Source organism: Bradyrhizobium sp. USDA 4369 (assembly GCF_054056435.1).
In genome coordinates this window covers 6,038,510-6,054,317 of record NZ_JBSRYH010000001.1, presented here as the reverse complement: position 1 = coordinate 6,054,317, position 15,808 = coordinate 6,038,510, and the positions used below count along the sequence as shown (strand labels likewise).

Below are 15,808 nucleotides of genomic sequence, written 5' to 3'. Positions count from 1 at the left end.
CGGCCAGCTCAAGGAGCCAGCACCCCATGGCGATCAAATTCGGGCGCCCGATCGACCTGCGCGACGTCGCGCGCAACACCACCACGGCTCAGCCAGCGCTCGATCTGACCATACGTCCGCGCCGCAACCGCAAGGCCGAGTGGGCGCGTCGCCTTGTGCGTGAGAACGTCCTCACGACCGACGACCTGATCTGGCCGCTGTTCGTCGTCCAGGGCGACCGGACCCGCAGCACAGTCGCCTCGATGCCGGGCGTGGAACGGCTGAGCGTCGACGAGATCGTGCGCGATGCGGAACGCGCCGCCAAGCTCGACATTCCCTGCATCGCACTGTTCCCCTATACTGAGCCCTCGCTGCGCGACGAGCACGGCTCAGAAGCCTGCAACCCCGACAATCTGGTCTGCCAGGCGGTGCGCGCGATCAAGCAGGAATTCCCGGACATCGGCGTGCTGTGCGACGTCGCGCTCGACCCGTTTACCAGCCATGGCCATGACGGCCTGATCAAGGATGGCCGGATCCTCAACGACGAGACCGTCGCGGTATTGGTGCGCCAGGCTTTGGTCCAGGCCGAGGCCGGCTGCGATATCATCGCGCCATCGGACATGATGGACGGCCGGGTGGGAGCGATCCGCCAGGCGCTCGACCAGGCTGGCTTCCTCGATGTGCAGATCATGGCCTATGCGGCCAAATACGCCTCCGCCTTCTACGGCCCGTTCCGCGATGCGATCGGCTCGGCCAAGACGCTGACCGGCGACAAGCGCACCTATCAGATGGACAGCGCCAACACCGACGAGGCGCTGCGCGAGGTCGAGCTCGACATCGCCGAGGGCGCCGACATGGTGATGGTGAAGCCGGGCATGCCCTATCTCGACGTTGTCAGGCGCGTGAAGGACACGTTCAGCATGCCGACCTTCGCCTACCAGGTGTCGGGCGAATACGCGATGATCGCGGCGGCGGCCAATAATGGCTGGATCGATGGTGACCGGGCGATGATGGAGAGCCTGCTCGCGTTCAAGCGTGCCGGAGCCGATGGCGTGCTGACCTATTTTGCACCTCAAGCGGCCGAGCGGCTTCGCCAGCAGCATCGCTGACCGGCGCGCCACGACGCGAAAACGCCAGAAATTCGCCGTGGAGTGTCCAAGGATCGCCTCTTGCAAGCGCCGCGGGGGTTCCCATGTCCTCGTTGCCAATTTGGGAGGATGCATCCATGGCGTATACGGACCCGGAGAGGGGTGGCTGGTCCGGCGGCGGTGCCGAGATTCGCCCGCACGCCTATGATCCCTATCTGCAGCCGGAGCTGTTTCGCGGCGTACTGACGCGGCGCATGATCGCGTTCCTGATCGATCTGCTGGTGCTCGCAGTCCCCGTGATCCTGGCCGTGATCTTCATCGCGGTGTTCGGCCTGATCACGCTCGGTCTCGGCTGGGCACTGTTCTGGCTGGTGTCGCCGGCCTCGGTGATCTGGGCGATCGTCTATTACAGCGCAACCATCGGCGGCCCGAACTCGGCGACAATCGGCATGCGGGCCATGGATCTGGAGTTGAGGACCTGGTACGGCGCGCCGGGCTACTTTGTGCTCGGTGCAGTGCACGCGGTGTGCTTCTGGATCTCGGTGTCCGTGCTCTCGCCTTTCGTCCTGCTTGTCGGACTGTTCAACAGACGCCGGCGACTGCTCCACGACTTCGTGCTCGGAACCGTGGTGATCAACACCTCGGTGCGGGCGCAGCTCGCTCAACCCGCGCGCACCTAGCGAGACCTGACGTGGCGCATCAAAAGCGATTGACCGGCCGCCTTCGGAGCGCAATTCTGTTCACGATCGCCTCGGAGGCTCGCGACGTTCCTTGACCCAGCATTCGCGTGACACCCCGCAATTCTATCTCACCGCGCCGTCGCCCTGCCCGTATTTACCCGGGCGACAGGAGCGCAAGGTGTTCACGCATCTGGTCGGTGACAAAGCGACCGATCTCAACGACCTTCTGACCCATGGCGGTTTCCGCCGCAGCCAGTCGATCGCCTATCGGCCGGCCTGCGACCAGTGCCGGGCCTGCGTGTCGGTCCGCGTGATTGCCAATGAATTCCGCCCCTCGCGCAATTTCCGCAAGGTGCTCGCGCGCAATTCGGATCTGGTCGGCGAGCAACGCAGCGCCGTGCCGACCTCGGAACAATATTCGATCTTCCGCAGCTATCTCGATCAGCGCCACCGTCATGGCGGCATGGCCGACATGACGGTGCTCGACTACGCCATGATGGTGGAGGACAGCCATGTCGAGACGCGAATCATCGAGTACCGCCGCCGCAATCTGAGCAACGGCCCGAACGCCAGGGGTGGCGAGTTGATCGCGGTCGCCCTGACCGACGTGCTCAGCGACGGGCTGTCGATGGTCTATTCCTTTTTCGACCCATCCGAGACCACGCGCTCGCTCGGCACCTTCATGATCCTCGACCACATCGCGCGCGCCCGGCGCCAGGGGCTGCCTTACGTCTATCTCGGCTACTGGATCGAGGGCTCGAAGAAGATGGACTACAAGAGCCGCTATCTGCCGCAGCAGCGGTTGGCGGCCGCCGGCTGGCTGCGCGTGGATGACGAGGGCCACACGGCGCCGGAGCCGCAGGAGTGAGAGGGCGAGTAGCGATTAGCGAGTAGATCACTCGAACCGCCCTATTCGCTACTCCCTATTCGCCATTCGCCTACCCGCCTCTATCCCGTCGCCAGATCCCACACCAGCTTGGCATTCAGCCCGATGATGGCGATCGCGATCACGGTTGCGATCGCCGTCAGCCAGCGCGGCGCGACGAAGGGTCCCATCTTGGCGCGGCTCGCCGTGATCAGGACCAGCGGCACGACGGCAAACGGCAGTTGCAGGCTGAGCACGACCTGACTGAGGATCAACAGCTGCCCCGTCGCCTTCTCGCCGGCCCAGATCGTCACCACCACGGCCGGCACGATCGCGATCATGCGCGTGATCAACCGGCGCAGCCACGGCGCAATGCGCCAATGCAGAAAGCCCTCCATCACGATCTGCCCGGAGAGGGTCGCCGTGATCGTCGAGTTCAGACCGCAGCACAAGAGCGCGATCGCGAACAGCGTCGGCGCCAGCGTCGAGCCCAGCAGCGGCGCCAGGAAGGAATGCGCCTGGTCGAGCTCGGCCACGTCATGCTGGCCGGTACGGTGGAACGTCGCCGCGGCAAGGATGAGGATCGAGGCGTTGATGGTCAGCGCCAGGCACAGCGCGATCGTGGAGTCGATCGTCGACAGCGTGATCGCCTCGCGCTTCTCCTTGAGACTGTCGCCATAGCCGCGGGTCTGGACCAGCCCGGAATGCAGGTAGAGATTATGCGGCATCACCGTCGCACCGAGAATGCCGAGCGCCAGATAGAGCATCTCCGGATTGGCGAGCAGTTGCCCGCTCGGAACGAAGCCCTTGATCACTTGCGCCCAGTCCGGCTGCGCCATGGCGATCTGGATCGCGAAGCACAGCGCGATGATGCCGAGCAGCGCGACCACGAAGGCCTCGATCCAACGGAAGCCGAAGGCTTGCAGCGCCAGGATCAGAAAGACGTCGAGCGCCGTGACGCAGACGCCGATCGACAGCGGCAGTCCGAACAGCAGGCTGAGACCAATCGCCGTACCGATCACTTCGGCAAGATCGGTCGCCGTGATCGCGATCTCCGCCGACAACCACAGCGGCACCGACACCCAGCGCGGCGTGGAATCGCGGCAGGCCTGGGCAAGATCCCGGCCGGTGCCGACGCCAAGCCGCGTGCACAGCGATTGCAGCACGATCGCCATGATGTTGGACAGCAGCGCGACCGAGAGCAGCACGTAGCCGAATTTGGACCCGCCGGCGAGCGATGTGGCCCAGTTGCCGGGATCCATGTAGCCGACCGCGACCAGATAGCCCGGGCCGAGAAAGGCGACCAGTTTGCGCCAGAGCGACCCCTTGGCGCTGGTGCGCACCGATGCGAACATGTTGCCGAGCGAGGGGTCGCCCCGCTCGCTGCGCCAGCCGGCTCCGGCGTGGCCGTCGCTCGGCGAGGCCATCGCGTGCACGGGGGAGAGGTCTGACGGTTTTGCGTCCATGATGTTATCCTGAACGAAACCGACATTTAATGCAACTTATTTGCAAGAGCAGGCATTTCCAGGACAGTCCGGCAACGGGGATCTGAGGTACCTCGATACCATGATGCGGCGGATTGATCATGGCCGCTCCGCCGGATCATGTCGGCGCATCCATTCGCCCCTCCTCGGCTGAGAGACTCCTGCGGCGCGGTCGGAAAGCGGGTGGGCGCGCAGACCTCCCACGTCGATGATGGCGAGGCATCATCACGTCAGGTTCCTTGTCATGCATCGCGCGTCCGCCCTGCCCCCAGGCTTTCATCGCCTCGCCTGGTCCAACCTCGTCGCGCAATCGGCCGAGCAGATCGCGCTCGCCGCCGCGCCGATCGTTGCGGTGCTTGCACTCGGCGTGGGTGAGGGCGCGACGGGCCTGCTGCAGATGGCGCTGACCGCGCCCTTCGTGCTGTTCGCCATTCCGGCCGGCCTGCTCGCCGACCGCATGCCGCGACGGCTGCTGATGACCTCGGCAGAGGCGCTGCGCGCACTCGCCCTGCTCATGATCGTCCTGGCATTTGCGGGCGGCATGCTCACACTGCCGCTGCTGGCCGCGCTCGGCTTCGCGGCGGTGTGCGGCACGGTCGTGTTCAGCGTGGCCGCGCCGGCCATGGTGCCGAGCCTGGTGGCTCCGGCCGATCTCGCTACCGCGAATGCCAGGATCGAGCTCGCCCGCACCATCGCCTTCGCCGCCGGGCCCGCGCTCGGCGGCATGCTGGTCGGCTGGATCGGCGGAGTTCCCGCCTTCGGCTGCGCCGCAGCGTTGTCGCTGATCGCGGCGCTGTGCCTCGCCGGAATCGCGGAGCCGGTTCGCCCACCGGCGCCCCGCCGCCATCCGCTCGCCGACCTCCGCGAGGGCGCGGCCTTCGTGTTGCGTCATCCGCTGCTGCGACCGGTGTTCGTGACGCAGTTCATCTTCAACACTGCGCATTTCCTGCTGCTGGCCGTGTTCGTGCCCTATGCGGTGCATCGGCTTGGCCTGGCGGCCGGCGGCATCGGCACGGTGCTGTCGATGTTCGGCGTCGGCATGGTGTGCGGCGCGCTGCTGGCAACGCGTGTCCTGCGGCTTCTCCCGTTCGGCACGGTGATCGGGCTTGGGCCCGTCACCGGCTTCGCCGCGGCGCTGGTGATGGCGCTGACGACATTCGTCCCCTCCCCTTCGCTGGCGGCGCTCAGCTTCTTCCTGCTCGGCGCGGGGCCGATCCTCTGGGTGATCTCGACCACCACGCTGCGGCAGTCGGTGACACCGGCAGGACTGCTCGGGCGCGTCTCCGCCATCAACATCCTGAGCTACGGCGCCCGTCCGCTGGGCTCGCTGCTCGGGGCGATCATCGGCGGCCGCTACGGCGCCGACGCTTGCCTCTACGTCGCGGCCGCGATCTTCGGCCTGCAGGCCCTGGTCATCCTGACCTCGCCGGCGATCGCGATCCCGCAGCAGCCCGCCCCGCAGCCGGCCTAATCTAGCGGTAGACCAGGATCGGCACGGTCGAATGCGTCAGCACCTTCAAGGTCTCGCTGCCGAGAATCGCCGAGACGCCGCGCAGGCCATGCGAGGCCATCAGCACCAGGTCGCAATCCTCATTGCGCGCCGCGTCAACGATCGCCTCATAGGGCTTGTCATGCTCGACGCAGAGCGTGGAACAGGCGACGCCGGCCTGCTCCGCATCCTCTTTGACATGGTCGAGATATTTCGCGGTCTGAGCCGCGACCAGCGATTTGTATTGCGCCAGCGCCTTGGTGGCGGCGTGCGGATCGACCACCAGCGAGTGCAGCGGCGTCGATACGACCAACGCGGTGATCTTGGCGCCAGTGGCCTTCGCGAGCGCGACACCGTGCTTGATAGCGGCCTTGGACAGATCGGACCCGTCGGTCGGAAGCAAGATATGCGTGTACATGAGCGTCATCTCCCCGGCTTCCGATGCTGGGCAGACTCGACGCTGGCGGGCATTGACGTGGGTCAAGGCTGCGACAACTCGTCCGCCAGGTAGTTCTCGTAGGCCTTGGTCGCAGGTCTGCTCGCCGCGATCTCCGGATCGAGCGTGAACAGGTCCTGCGCGCGGCCGATACCCCGCAGCGCATAGCGGCCGGTCGACACCAGATAGCGGCGCCCCTCAGGATCAAGCCCCTCGCAGAACTCCGACGAGGCCAATAGCTCGTGATCGACGGAGCGGCACATCGAGGCGATGCGGCTGACCTCGTTGACGGCGGGCCCCACAACGGTGAAGTCGAGCCGGTCCTCGCTGCCGATATTGCCATAGAACACCTCGCCGACATGCAGGCCGACATAGGCCGAGGTGACCGGCCGTCCTTCGCCGGTGCGACGGGCATTGAGCCTGGCGATATTGAGCCGGAATCGATGTTCGGCGCGCAGCGCGGCCTGGCGGGCTGCGCTCATGTCGCCGCCGGCGAAGATCGCCAGCACGCCGTCGCCGATCAGCTTCAGCACGTCGCCGCCGGCTTCATAGATCGCATCGATGGACGCCTCCGCGTAATCGTTGAGCAGCGGAATGATCTCGTCGGGCGCGATGCTCTCGGAGATCGCGGTCGAGCCGCGCAGGTCGGAGAACCAGAGCACCGCATTGATGCGCTCGGTGACACCGCGGGAGATGCGGCCGCGCAGCACCTGCTCGGACGCGTCGCGGCCGAGATAGACCCGTCCCAGCGTGCGCACGATGTCGACCTGCTGGGCGGACTTGATGGTCAGCGCGAGCAACGGAATCAGGTCGCGGAGCGCGGCCAGCTGCAGCTCGCTGAAGCCGCCGTCGCGCCGGGTCAGCCAATAGGAATAGAAGCAGTCCATCTGGCCCAGCGTGCCGGCCTCGCCGAACCGGTGCACGAAGGCCAGGAAGTGCCGATGCCCCTTGGCCGACAGATCGTGGATCATGTTGAAATCGAGATGCGCGCAATCGGTCAGATCGATGCTGAGCTCGTCATGTCCCTTTTCCAGCATGTGGTGGAACACCGAGCGCCGCCAGTTCTGCGCCGCCTCGCCGTCATTGCTGGAACCATATTCGAAACTGTCGGACTCGTTGGTGGCGATCTCGTTCCAGCGAAAGCCACGTCCTTCGAAGATCGGGTGCAATGTGTCGATGAAGGCGAGGCCGCGCGACAGATCGAGCCCGGCAGCGCGGCAGCGTTCGCAGAAGCCGCGCAGAATGTCGTTCTCGGTGACGCCGGTGAGGCTCTGGGCGACGAGCCAGTTGATCAGATCGAGGCGGGCCGCGATGTCCATGCTCTCAACTCACCGACGCGTTCAAGATGCGAGCGCCTGATCAGGCAGGCCAGGTCACCCGCTCGCCATCTTCCTTGGTGAACGACGTGACCGGATGATCGAGCAGGTCGAGAACGAGTTCCGAAGGACGGCACAGCCGCGCTCCCTTGCCGGTCACCACGATCGGCCGGTTGATCAGGATCGGATGGGCCAGCATCGCTTCGATCAGTTGATCGTCGGTCCATTTGGGATCGCCGAGCCCGAGCTCCGCATAGGGCGTGCCCTTCTCGCGCAACACGTCACGCACCTTCACCCCCATGGCGTTGATGAGCGCAATCAGTTGCTCCCAGCTCGGGGGCGTCTTGAGATATTCGATCACCTCGGGCTCCTCGCCGGACGCGCGGATCATCGCCAGCGTGTTGCGCGACGTGCCGCAGGCGGGGTTGTGATAGATCGTCACAGGCATCGGGGCAGTCCATCCATGTATTGCAAAGGGCTGTTATCAGACATGCAGGCCGTGCTCCACCTCGACGGTGACATGGCTCAGCCCATGCAGATCTGTCAGGCGCTGTTTGTATATCGCCGGCGCCAGAGGGCTCTTAGAAACGATCGAAACGACCACCGCGCGGTGACCGGGCCCGACCTGCCAAAGGTGCAGATCGGTGACACGGTCGCCGCCCGCCTCCAGCCGGGCCCGGATCGTGGCCTCCAGCCTGCGATCGGCATTGACGTCCAGCAGCACTGCGCCGGCATCGCGGATCAGCCCATACGCCCAGCTGGCGATGACGGCGCTGCCGACGACGCCGACGGCGGCATCCGCCCAGGCCCAGCCCAGATACATGCCGATCAACAGGGCCGCGATGGCCAGCAGTGAAGTCGCCGCATCCGCCAGCACGTGGAGATAGGCGGCGCGCAGATTGTTGTCGTGGTGACGGTGATGATGGTGGTGGTGATTCTCGCGGTCGCCGTGGTCATGATGATGTTCGGCGTGATGGTGATGACCGTGATGATGCGGGTGTGAATCGGCCAGCAGCCAGGCGCTGAGGAGATTGACGAGGAGACCGAGGATCGCGACGGCGATCGCCTCGCCATAGGCGATCGGCTCCGGGCGCAACAGCCGGATCACGCTCTCATAAGTGACTTGGAGTGCGATGATCAGCAGAATGATCGCACTGGAAAAGGCGGCCAGTTCGCCGAACTTGCCGGTCCCGAAGCTGAACGACGAATTGCGCGCGTGCCGGCGGGCAAAGAGATAAGCCAGCCCGGCGATCCCGAGCGCCGCCGCATGCGTGCCCATGTGCCAGCCGTCGGCGAGCAGCGCCATCGATCCGAACAGCGAGCCGGCAGCGATCTCGCCGGCCATCATCACCAGGGTCAGGCCGACCACAAACCAAGTGCGGCGCTCGTTGCGCTCGTGCTCGGCGCCCAGGAAGATGTGATCATGCGCCCAATGATCGGCTTGTGATGGCACCGGCCGTTCTCCTCGCTTCACCCGCATCGCTCTCGGCGCGACCCGCGCGGCGCGGCAGCGACGTTACCATAGAGCCGGACGATTGCGCCGCACCGCGATTGACAGCGCAAACCGGTTCCGCTGTAATAGTCGATATGGGGACCTCGCGATCTCCCCACGAGGCGACATGCCCAAGTATCGCGTCCCGTCATTTTGACACGAGGACGCATCATGTCATCCTTCGCATCGATTTCTCCCGACAAACTTAGCCGTCTGATCGGAACCCCGCAGGCACCGATTCTGATCGACGTTCGCACCGACGAGGATTTCGCCGCCGATCCGCGGCTCATTCCCGGCGCGATCCGGCGCCCCGCGGTGGAGGCGCCGCAGTGGAGCGCGGCGTTCGCCGGCCGCTCGGTCATCGTCATCTGCCAGCGCGGTGCCAAGCTTTCGCACGGTGCTGCGGCCTGGCTGCGCGTGGCCAAAGCCTCGGCCGAAAACCTGGACGGTGGCTTCGAGGCGTGGAAGGCTGCGGGCCTGCCGCTGGTCCCCGCCGCCAAGCTGCCGCCGCGGGACGGCGAAGGACGAACCGTCTGGGTCACCCGCGCCCGGCCGAAGATCGACCGCATCGCCTGCCCCTGGCTGATCCGCCGCTTCGTCGATCCGCAGGCGGTGTTTCTCTTCGTCGCTCCGTCCGAAGTCATGGCGGTCGGCGAGCGTTTCAAGGCTGCGCCGTTCGACGTCGAGAGCACGTTCTGGAGCCACCGCGGCGAGCTCTGCACCTTCGATGTCATGATCGAGGAATTCGGGCTGACGACGCCGGCCCTGCAGCGGCTCGCCAGGATCGTGCGCGCGGCAGATACGGCGCGGCTCGATCTCAGCCCGGAGGCGCCGGGGCTGCTCGCCGCCTCGCTCGGCCTGTCCCGCATCTACGACGACGACCTTGCGCAACTCGACGCTGGCCTTGGGCTCTATGATGCGTTCTATCGTTGGTGCCGCGACGCAACCGGCGAATCGCACAACTGGCCGACCAGCAAGGTGAAGCCATGACCGAACTGGTCTCATCAACTGCCTCCGCCAAGGTTGACGCCGGCCACGGCGTCAGCTTTGCCGAGGCGTTCCGGGTCTGGCTGCGCGTGGCGCTGCTGTCGTTCGGCGGCCCGGCCGGCCAGATCGCGGTGATGCACCGGATCATCGTCGACGAAAAGCGCTGGGTGTCGGAGGGCCGGTTCCTGCACGCGCTGAACTATTGCATGCTGCTCCCTGGCCCCGAGGCGCAGCAGCTGGCGACCTATATCGGCTGGCTAATGCACCGGACCGCCGGAGGCTTGATGGCCGGCGGCCTGTTCATCCTGCCCGGCATCGTCGCCATCATGGCCTTGAGCTGGATCTACGTTGCATTCGGCCATGTCTGGTTCGTCGAGGCGTTGTTCTTCGGGCTGAAGGCCGCGGTGCTCGCGATCGTGATCCAGGCGGTGGTGCGGGTCGGCAGCCGCGCGCTGCGCAACAACCTCATGATCGGCCTCGCCGCCGCCGCGTTCATCGCGATCTTCTTTTTTGCCGTCCCGTTTCCGCTGATCATCATCGCGGCCGGGGTGATCGGCTATTTCGGCGCCCGCGCCGGACGCCCCGAATTCGCCGCTGCGGGCCATGGATCCGGCGACAATGGCGACCGCGACAGCGCGCTCGGCGAGCTGCTGCCGGAGCATGCCAAGCCGAATCCGCGACGCACGGTCGTCACGGCCCTGGTCTGGCTTGCGCTGTGGCTGACCCCCGTGATCGCACTGGTCGCGATGCTGGGCACCGCGAGCACCTTCAGCCAGATCGCGCTGTTCTTCAGCAAGATGGCGATGGTGACGTTCGGCGGTGCCTATGCGGTGCTCGCTTATGTCGGGCAGCAGGCGGTCGAGCACTATCATTGGCTCGCCCCTGCTGAGATGCTGGACGGGCTCGGCATGGCCGAGACCACGCCGGGCCCGCTGATCATGGTGCTGCAATTCGTCGGCTTCGTCGCCGCCGCGCGCGATCCCGGATCGCTCTCGCCGCTGATCTCCGGCACGCTCGGCGGCCTGCTCGCGACCTGGGTGACGTTCACGCCGTGCTTCCTGTGGATCTTCGTCGGGGCGCCGTATATCGAGCGTCTGCGCGGCAACAAGGGACTCGCGGGCGCGCTGGGCGCGATCACCGCGGCGGTGGTCGGCGTGATCCTCAATCTGTCGATCTGGTTCGCGCTGCATACGCTGTTCCGCCAGACTGTCCCGATCACAGGCTTCGGCCTCGACTTCGACGCGCCGGTGCTGGCAAGCGTCGACGGCGCCGCGCTGCTGCTCTCCCTCGCCGCGGCGGTCGCCATCCTCCGCTTCAAGCTTGGTATGATGACGGTGCTTGGAGCGGCTTGCGCCGCCGGCGTGCTGCTGAGACTGGCGGGATGGGGCTGACGCATCGCCGGCTCAGACCACGTCGGCCGGCGCCAGCTTGCAGGCGCAGCCGTCGGCCTCGATCTGCAAGGTCGGATGCTGGATGTTGAAGCGGCGGGACAGTTCCGCGCAGACCTGATGCAGGAACGCGTCGTCGGTGCCGCCCGGCCGCACCAGATGCGCGGTCAGCGCGGTCTCGTTGGTGCTCATCGCCCAGATGTGGAGGTCATGTACCTCGCTGACGCCGTCGAGCGCGGCGAGATAGTCGCGCACCTCCGGCAGCGCGATGTCGCGCGGCACGGCGTCGAGCGCGAGGTTGACGCTGTCGCGCGCGAGCTCCCAGCCGCTCAGCAGCACGACGAGGGCGATGATCAGGCTGACCACCGGATCGACCCATAGCCAGCCGGTCCAGATCGTCACCAGCGCGGCCACGACGACGCCGAACGACACGCCGGCGTCCGCGGCCATGTGCAGATAGGCGCCGCGAATATTGAGGTCGGTGTCGCGGCCGCGCATGAACAACAGTGCGGTGGCGCCGTTGATGACGATCCCGAGCGACGCGACCCACAGCACGATGCTGCCGGCCACTTCGCCGGGGTTGCGCAGGCGGTCGAAGGCTTCGACGGCGATACCGCCGACCACGAGCAGCAGCAGGCCGGCATTGATGAGCGCAGCGAGGATCGAGGCGCGGCGATAACCATAGGTGTGGCGATCGGTCGGCTTGCGGCCGGACAGCCAGAGCGCCCCCCAGGCCAGCAGTAGCGACATCACGTCGGAGAGATTGTGGACGGCGTCCGAGATCAGCGCCAGCGAGTTCGCAGCATAGCCGAACACCAGCTCGGCGATGACGAAGGCGGTATTGAGCGAGACGCCGATCGCGAACGCCGCACCGAAGCTCGTGGGCGCGTGGCTGTGGCCGGCGTGGCCGTGGGTGTGAGATTGGCCATGATCATGTGAATGATCATGGCCGTGATGGTGAGAATGCGAGTGCGCCATCCGAAAGGTCCCCGGCGATCGCGCGCCCCGCGATCGCCCGCTGCCTGATATAGACGGCCGCCGGACGGATACTATTACGTCGCTACTCGATCGGCCGGTTGAACTTGTTCGACTTCGGCAAGCCCTGCGCGATGCGGCCGGCATCGGCGCGGTTGCCGCGGTAGTCGGCCAGCTCCTTCCAGCTCAGGCCCTGATCGCGACCGGCGGAATCTTTCCAGGCCAGCCCCTGCTTCTGCTCGAAGGTCGTGACGTCGGACAGTTGCGCGCTGGTGTATTTCTGCAGCCGGACGCCGCGGCCACGCGCCATCTCCGGCACCTGGTCGAGGCCGAACACCACCATCTTGTGGTTGGTGCCGATCACCGCGACCTGATCACCCTGGACGGTGGTGATCGCGCGCGCCTCGGCCGGCGCCGTCACGTTCAACACCTGCTTGCCCTTGCGGGTGTTGCTGACGCAGTCCTCCTCCTTGACCACGAAACCCTGGCCGTCGGAGGCCGCCACGAGGAACTTTCGCTCGCCCTTGCTGACGAACATCGAGACGATCGAGGCGTCCTGGTCGAGATCGATGAACATGCGGATCGGCTCGCCATGGCCGCGGCCGCCGGGCAGCTTGCCGACGTCGAGCGAGTAGAACTTGCCGTTAGAGGCGAACAGCAGCACCTTGGACGTGTTCTCGGCGAAAAACGCCTGACCGAGCTGGTCGTCGGTCTTGAACTGCAGGTTCGACAGATCGGCGACGTGGCCCTTGAGCGTGCGCACCCAGCCCTTCTCGGAGACGACCACCGTGACCGGCTCGCGCTCGATGAAAGCCTCCTCGATGGCAGCGAGATCGTGCTCCGGCGCGTCGGCAAAATTGGTGCGGCGCTTGCCGAGCGGCGTCTTCGGTCCGAACAGGTCGCGCACGGTCTTGACCTGCTCGCCGACCTTGGCCCACTGCACCTGCTCGGAGGCGAGCAGCTCGTTGATGCCCTTGAGCTCGCCGCGCAGATTCTTGTCCTCGGTGCGGATCTCCATTTCCTCGAGCTTGCGCAAGCTGCGCAGGCGCATGTTGAGGATGGCCTCGGCCTGCACCTCGGTGAGCTTGAAGGTCTTCATCAGGACCGGCTTTGGCTCATCCTCGGTGCGGATGATCCGGATCACCTCGTCGATGTTGAGATAGGCGATGAGATAGCCGCCAAGGATCTCCAGCCGGTTCTCGATCTGCTTCTTGCGGTAGTTCGAACGCCGCAACAGCACGTCGCGCAGATGGTCGAGCCATTCGCGCAGGCACTCGGCGAGACCCACCACCTTCGGAATCTTGCCCTTGATCAGCACGTTGAGGTTCAGCGGAATCTTGCTCTCGAGATCGGTCAGCCGGAACAGCGATTCCATCATCAGCGCGGGATCGACGTTCTTCGACTTCGGCTCGATGACGAGCCGCACATCCTCGGCGGATTCGTCGCGGACGTCGCCGACCAGCGGCAGCTTCTTCTCGTTGAGCAGCTCGGCGATCTTCTCGACCAGGCGCGACTTCTGCACGAGATAAGGGATCTCGGTGATCACCACGATCCAGGTGCCGCGATTGCCCTCCTCCTGCTTCCACTTGGCGCGGACGCGGAACGAGCCGCGGCCCGTGGTGTAGGCCTCGATGATCTGTTCCTTCGAGTCGATCACAGTGCCGCCGGTCGGGAAGTCCGGGCCCTTCACCCAGCGCAACAGAGCGCGCGACTTGGCGTCCGGCTTCTCGATCAGGTGCAGCGCGGCGTCGCACAGCTCGGCGGCGTTGTGCGGCGGGATCGAGGTCGCCATGCCCACCGCGATGCCCTGCGCACCATTGGCGAGCAGGTTCGGGAAGCCGCCGGGCAGCACCACCGGCTCCTTCGACTGGCCGTCATAATTCGGCCGGAACTCGACGCCGTCCTCGTCGATGCCTTCGAGCAGGAGCCGCGCGACGTCGGTCATGCGCGCTTCGGTGTAGCGGTAGGCGGCGGCGTTATCGCCATCGATATTGCCGAAATTGCCCTGGCCGTCGACCAGCGGATAGCGCGAGGAGAAATCCTGCGCGAGGCGCACCATCGCGTCGTAGATCGCCTGGTCGCCATGCGGATGGAACGAGCCCATCACGTCGCCGACGATCTTGGCGGACTTCTTGAACGCCGTGCCGGGATCGAGCCGCAGCAGCCGCATGCCGTAGAGGATGCGCCGGTGCACCGGCTTGAGGCCGTCGCGGGCGTCCGGGAGCGCGCGGTGCATGATGGTGGAGAGCGCATAAGCCAGATAGCGCTCTTCCAGCGCCTCGCGCAGCGCGACCTCGTGAATCTCCGCGGGCTCCGGCGGAATCAGTGATTTTCCCATTAGCGTTGAGCTTTCAGTGGGTTAGCCCATGGGCTTGAGCCAACGTGAACGATTTGGGAACAGGCTTTATGCGATGATGCGGCACGGCGCAATGACAGCCCTGCCCGGTTCCGCGAGGAAAACGGCGGGAATCCGGCGGTGGAACCGGGAATCGCTGGGAATTAGGCGGTCTCCAGGTGCGCATGGGGGGTGCAGCAGCTCAAAGTCACCTCCGGTGTCGTAGCCCGGCTTGACCGGGTGACCCAGTATCCACAGGCGCCCACGATTGAGCCGATGAGCCGCGGCGTACTAGATCGTCCGCCTGCTGCGCGGACGATGACGGCGATGAACTGAGCCTCACCATCAGAAACCTCACCATCAGACGCGTCTCGGCGGTCTCGCGACGCGATCGGCGCCCGAGTTCTCAAATCGATCACCCTCGCCAATCACAAGGGCGCAGGGAAGGCCGGACCTCGACTGAGGCCCGTGGCCCGCCTGCGAGAAAAAATGCAGGCGGCAGGTACCACAGGTTCAGCCGGAGCGACCCGGCCTTCCCTGCGCGATGGGTTTACGACTTATACGCAGTCTCCCCGGTGTCCGGCTTGTGAGCCACCGTCGCCCGCGGGATGATCCCCCACGGACTTGACGCCAGCTTCGGGGCGCCAGGACGCTGCGATTTCGTCGTCCTGCCGAACTCGTTCGTCCGCACGCAAGCTGCGCGCTGCGATCCGACAGGCCACCGCTCCCCACCTCCCACGTGTCGTGACGACCGCGATACGTCCCCTGTGTGAAGGCGGGATGCGCGTCAACATCGTTCTGATTTGCCCGACAACACAAGGCGCGCCGGCCGCGACAGATTGGCTCGACGGGCAGTTTGCACATGGCTGATCACGCATTCACGCATACCCGAATCCTGAAGGGCCGGAACCGCAAGTGCCGCTGGCGCGTTGCCAACTGACAGAGTGTACCGCGTGATTGATGCCCCGAAGCTCCCGCCGCGGACAATTCTGCATGAAAGATTTTTCAGACGCCGCTTTTACACCTGACCTGATTGCGCTGATGACGCAGGCGCTCGACGACGCGGTCGCCGCGCTGCCCGAGCCGGTCACTTCGACCCACGTCAACCTGCTCGCCGAAGCCGTGCTGCGGACAGCCAAGACCGGCGAGCGCGATCCTGCGGTGATGCAGCGGCTGGCGCTGCTCGAACTGCAGATCATGCCGCGCGCCTAGAGCCCGTCGCGCGCTCGCCGTCGCAGGCCAGGTCACGTGCCCTCCACCATTGTGCGCTGCATCTCGCCCGTTCGCATTTGAC

14 protein-coding genes are annotated in these 15,808 nt (G+C 65.8%); 7 read left to right on the top strand and 7 right to left on the bottom strand.

The genetic code is table 11. The features are described from left to right. The first annotated feature begins 26 nt into the window (after positions 1-26). From hemB to ACVIJ6_RS27455, 3 genes are all read left to right on the top strand, one after another. Positions 27-1,088 carry a porphobilinogen synthase gene (gene hemB / locus ACVIJ6_RS27465; RefSeq protein ID WP_456775274.1) on the top strand — a complete coding sequence of 354 codons (1,062 nt, stop codon included), beginning with the start codon at positions 27-29 and terminating at the stop codon, positions 1,086-1,088. A gap of 116 nt (positions 1,089-1,204) precedes the next feature. Next, positions 1,205-1,747 (top strand): RDD family protein, encoded by a 543-nt coding sequence (locus ACVIJ6_RS27460; protein WP_456775273.1) that lies wholly within the window; start codon positions 1,205-1,207, stop codon positions 1,745-1,747. Positions 1,748-1,838: 91 nt separating this feature from the next. Beyond that, entirely contained in the window at positions 1,839-2,615 is a 777-nt protein-coding gene (locus ACVIJ6_RS27455) for an arginyltransferase (protein ID WP_012044672.1), read from the top strand. Between the two features lie 80 nt (positions 2,616-2,695). On the opposite strand, the gene ACVIJ6_RS27450 is transcribed toward ACVIJ6_RS27455, so the two are convergent. Next, positions 2,696-4,078 (bottom strand): Nramp family divalent metal transporter, encoded by a 1,383-nt coding sequence (locus ACVIJ6_RS27450; protein ID WP_456775272.1) that lies wholly within the window; start codon positions 4,076-4,078, stop codon positions 2,696-2,698. Positions 4,079-4,340: 262 nt separating this feature from the next. Here ACVIJ6_RS27450 and ACVIJ6_RS27445 point away from each other — a divergent pair, with 262 nt between their 5' ends. Next, the gene (locus ACVIJ6_RS27445) at positions 4,341-5,567 is read left to right on the top strand and encodes an MFS transporter (protein ID WP_456775271.1); all 1,227 of its coding nucleotides are present in this window, start codon (positions 4,341-4,343) and stop codon (positions 5,565-5,567) included. 1 nt (position 5,568) lies between these two features. Here ACVIJ6_RS27445 and ACVIJ6_RS27440 read toward each other — a convergent pair whose 3' ends face one another. The 4 genes from ACVIJ6_RS27440 to dmeF all read right to left on the bottom strand — a co-directional run bounded on the left by ACVIJ6_RS27440 (position 5,569) and on the right by dmeF (position 8,790). Further along, positions 5,569-6,003 (bottom strand): universal stress protein, encoded by a 435-nt coding sequence (locus tag ACVIJ6_RS27440; RefSeq protein WP_456775270.1) that lies wholly within the window; start codon positions 6,001-6,003, stop codon positions 5,569-5,571. Between the two features lie 62 nt (positions 6,004-6,065). Then, a complete protein-coding gene (locus tag ACVIJ6_RS27435; RefSeq protein WP_456775269.1) occupies positions 6,066-7,340 on the bottom strand; it encodes an adenylate/guanylate cyclase domain-containing protein in 1,275 nt (424 codons plus the stop codon). A 40-nt stretch (positions 7,341-7,380) separates the two neighbouring features. Beyond that, positions 7,381-7,785, bottom strand: a complete 405-nt coding sequence (gene arsC, locus ACVIJ6_RS27430) for an arsenate reductase (glutaredoxin) (RefSeq protein WP_456775268.1) — start codon at positions 7,783-7,785, stop codon at positions 7,381-7,383. A 36-nt stretch (positions 7,786-7,821) separates the two neighbouring features. Further along, the gene (dmeF, locus tag ACVIJ6_RS27425) at positions 7,822-8,790 is read right to left on the bottom strand and encodes a CDF family Co(II)/Ni(II) efflux transporter DmeF (RefSeq protein ID WP_456775267.1); all 969 of its coding nucleotides are present in this window, start codon (positions 8,788-8,790) and stop codon (positions 7,822-7,824) included. 210 nt (positions 8,791-9,000) lie between these two features. On the opposite strand from dmeF, the gene ACVIJ6_RS27420 reads away from it, so the two are divergent. Beyond that, complete coding sequence (locus ACVIJ6_RS27420; protein ID WP_456775266.1) at positions 9,001-9,819, top strand: chromate resistance protein ChrB domain-containing protein; 819 nt, start codon at positions 9,001-9,003, stop codon at positions 9,817-9,819. Next, on the top strand, positions 9,816-11,207 hold the full coding sequence (gene chrA / locus ACVIJ6_RS27415) for a chromate efflux transporter (protein ID WP_456775265.1): 1,392 nt from the start codon (positions 9,816-9,818) through the stop codon (positions 11,205-11,207). Before ACVIJ6_RS27420 ends, chrA begins: the two co-directional genes overlap by 4 nt. A gap of 12 nt (positions 11,208-11,219) precedes the next feature. Here chrA and ACVIJ6_RS27410 read toward each other — a convergent pair whose 3' ends face one another. Further along, on the bottom strand, positions 11,220-12,182 hold the full coding sequence (locus ACVIJ6_RS27410) for a cation diffusion facilitator family transporter (RefSeq protein WP_456775264.1): 963 nt from the start codon (positions 12,180-12,182) through the stop codon (positions 11,220-11,222). 82 nt (positions 12,183-12,264) lie between these two features. Beyond that, positions 12,265-14,517 (bottom strand): DNA topoisomerase IV subunit A, encoded by a 2,253-nt coding sequence (gene parC / locus ACVIJ6_RS27405; protein WP_456775263.1) that lies wholly within the window; start codon positions 14,515-14,517, stop codon positions 12,265-12,267. 990 nt (positions 14,518-15,507) lie between these two features. On the opposite strand from parC, the gene ACVIJ6_RS27400 reads away from it, so the two are divergent. Continuing rightward, the gene (locus ACVIJ6_RS27400) at positions 15,508-15,726 is read left to right on the top strand and encodes a hypothetical protein (protein ID WP_456775262.1); all 219 of its coding nucleotides are present in this window, start codon (positions 15,508-15,510) and stop codon (positions 15,724-15,726) included. Positions 15,727-15,808: the final 82 nt, after the last annotated feature.

What these genes read in the sequence shown, in the direction of transcription:
- ACVIJ6_RS27410 (WP_456775264.1), bottom strand. Translation starts at nt 12,182, where the DNA reads ATGGCGCACTCGCATTCTCACCATCACGGCCATGATCATTCACATGAT.
- ACVIJ6_RS27400 (WP_456775262.1), top strand. Translation starts at nt 15,508, where the DNA reads ATGAAAGATTTTTCAGACGCCGCTTTTACACCTGACCTGATTGCGCTG.
- ACVIJ6_RS27420 (WP_456775266.1), top strand. Translation starts at nt 9,001, where the DNA reads ATGTCATCCTTCGCATCGATTTCTCCCGACAAACTTAGCCGTCTGATC.
- ACVIJ6_RS27445 (WP_456775271.1), top strand. Translation starts at nt 4,341, where the DNA reads ATGCATCGCGCGTCCGCCCTGCCCCCAGGCTTTCATCGCCTCGCCTGG.
- hemB (WP_456775274.1), top strand. Translation starts at nt 27, where the DNA reads ATGGCGATCAAATTCGGGCGCCCGATCGACCTGCGCGACGTCGCGCGC.
- arsC (WP_456775268.1), bottom strand. Translation starts at nt 7,785, where the DNA reads ATGCCTGTGACGATCTATCACAACCCCGCCTGCGGCACGTCGCGCAAC.
- chrA (WP_456775265.1), top strand. Translation starts at nt 9,816, where the DNA reads ATGACCGAACTGGTCTCATCAACTGCCTCCGCCAAGGTTGACGCCGGC.
- ACVIJ6_RS27435 (WP_456775269.1), bottom strand. Translation starts at nt 7,340, where the DNA reads ATGGACATCGCGGCCCGCCTCGATCTGATCAACTGGCTCGTCGCCCAG.
- ACVIJ6_RS27440 (WP_456775270.1), bottom strand. Translation starts at nt 6,003, where the DNA reads ATGTACACGCATATCTTGCTTCCGACCGACGGGTCCGATCTGTCCAAG.
- ACVIJ6_RS27460 (WP_456775273.1), top strand. Translation starts at nt 1,205, where the DNA reads ATGGCGTATACGGACCCGGAGAGGGGTGGCTGGTCCGGCGGCGGTGCC.
- ACVIJ6_RS27450 (WP_456775272.1), bottom strand. Translation starts at nt 4,078, where the DNA reads ATGGACGCAAAACCGTCAGACCTCTCCCCCGTGCACGCGATGGCCTCG.
- parC (WP_456775263.1), bottom strand. Translation starts at nt 14,517, where the DNA reads ATGGGAAAATCACTGATTCCGCCGGAGCCCGCGGAGATTCACGAGGTC.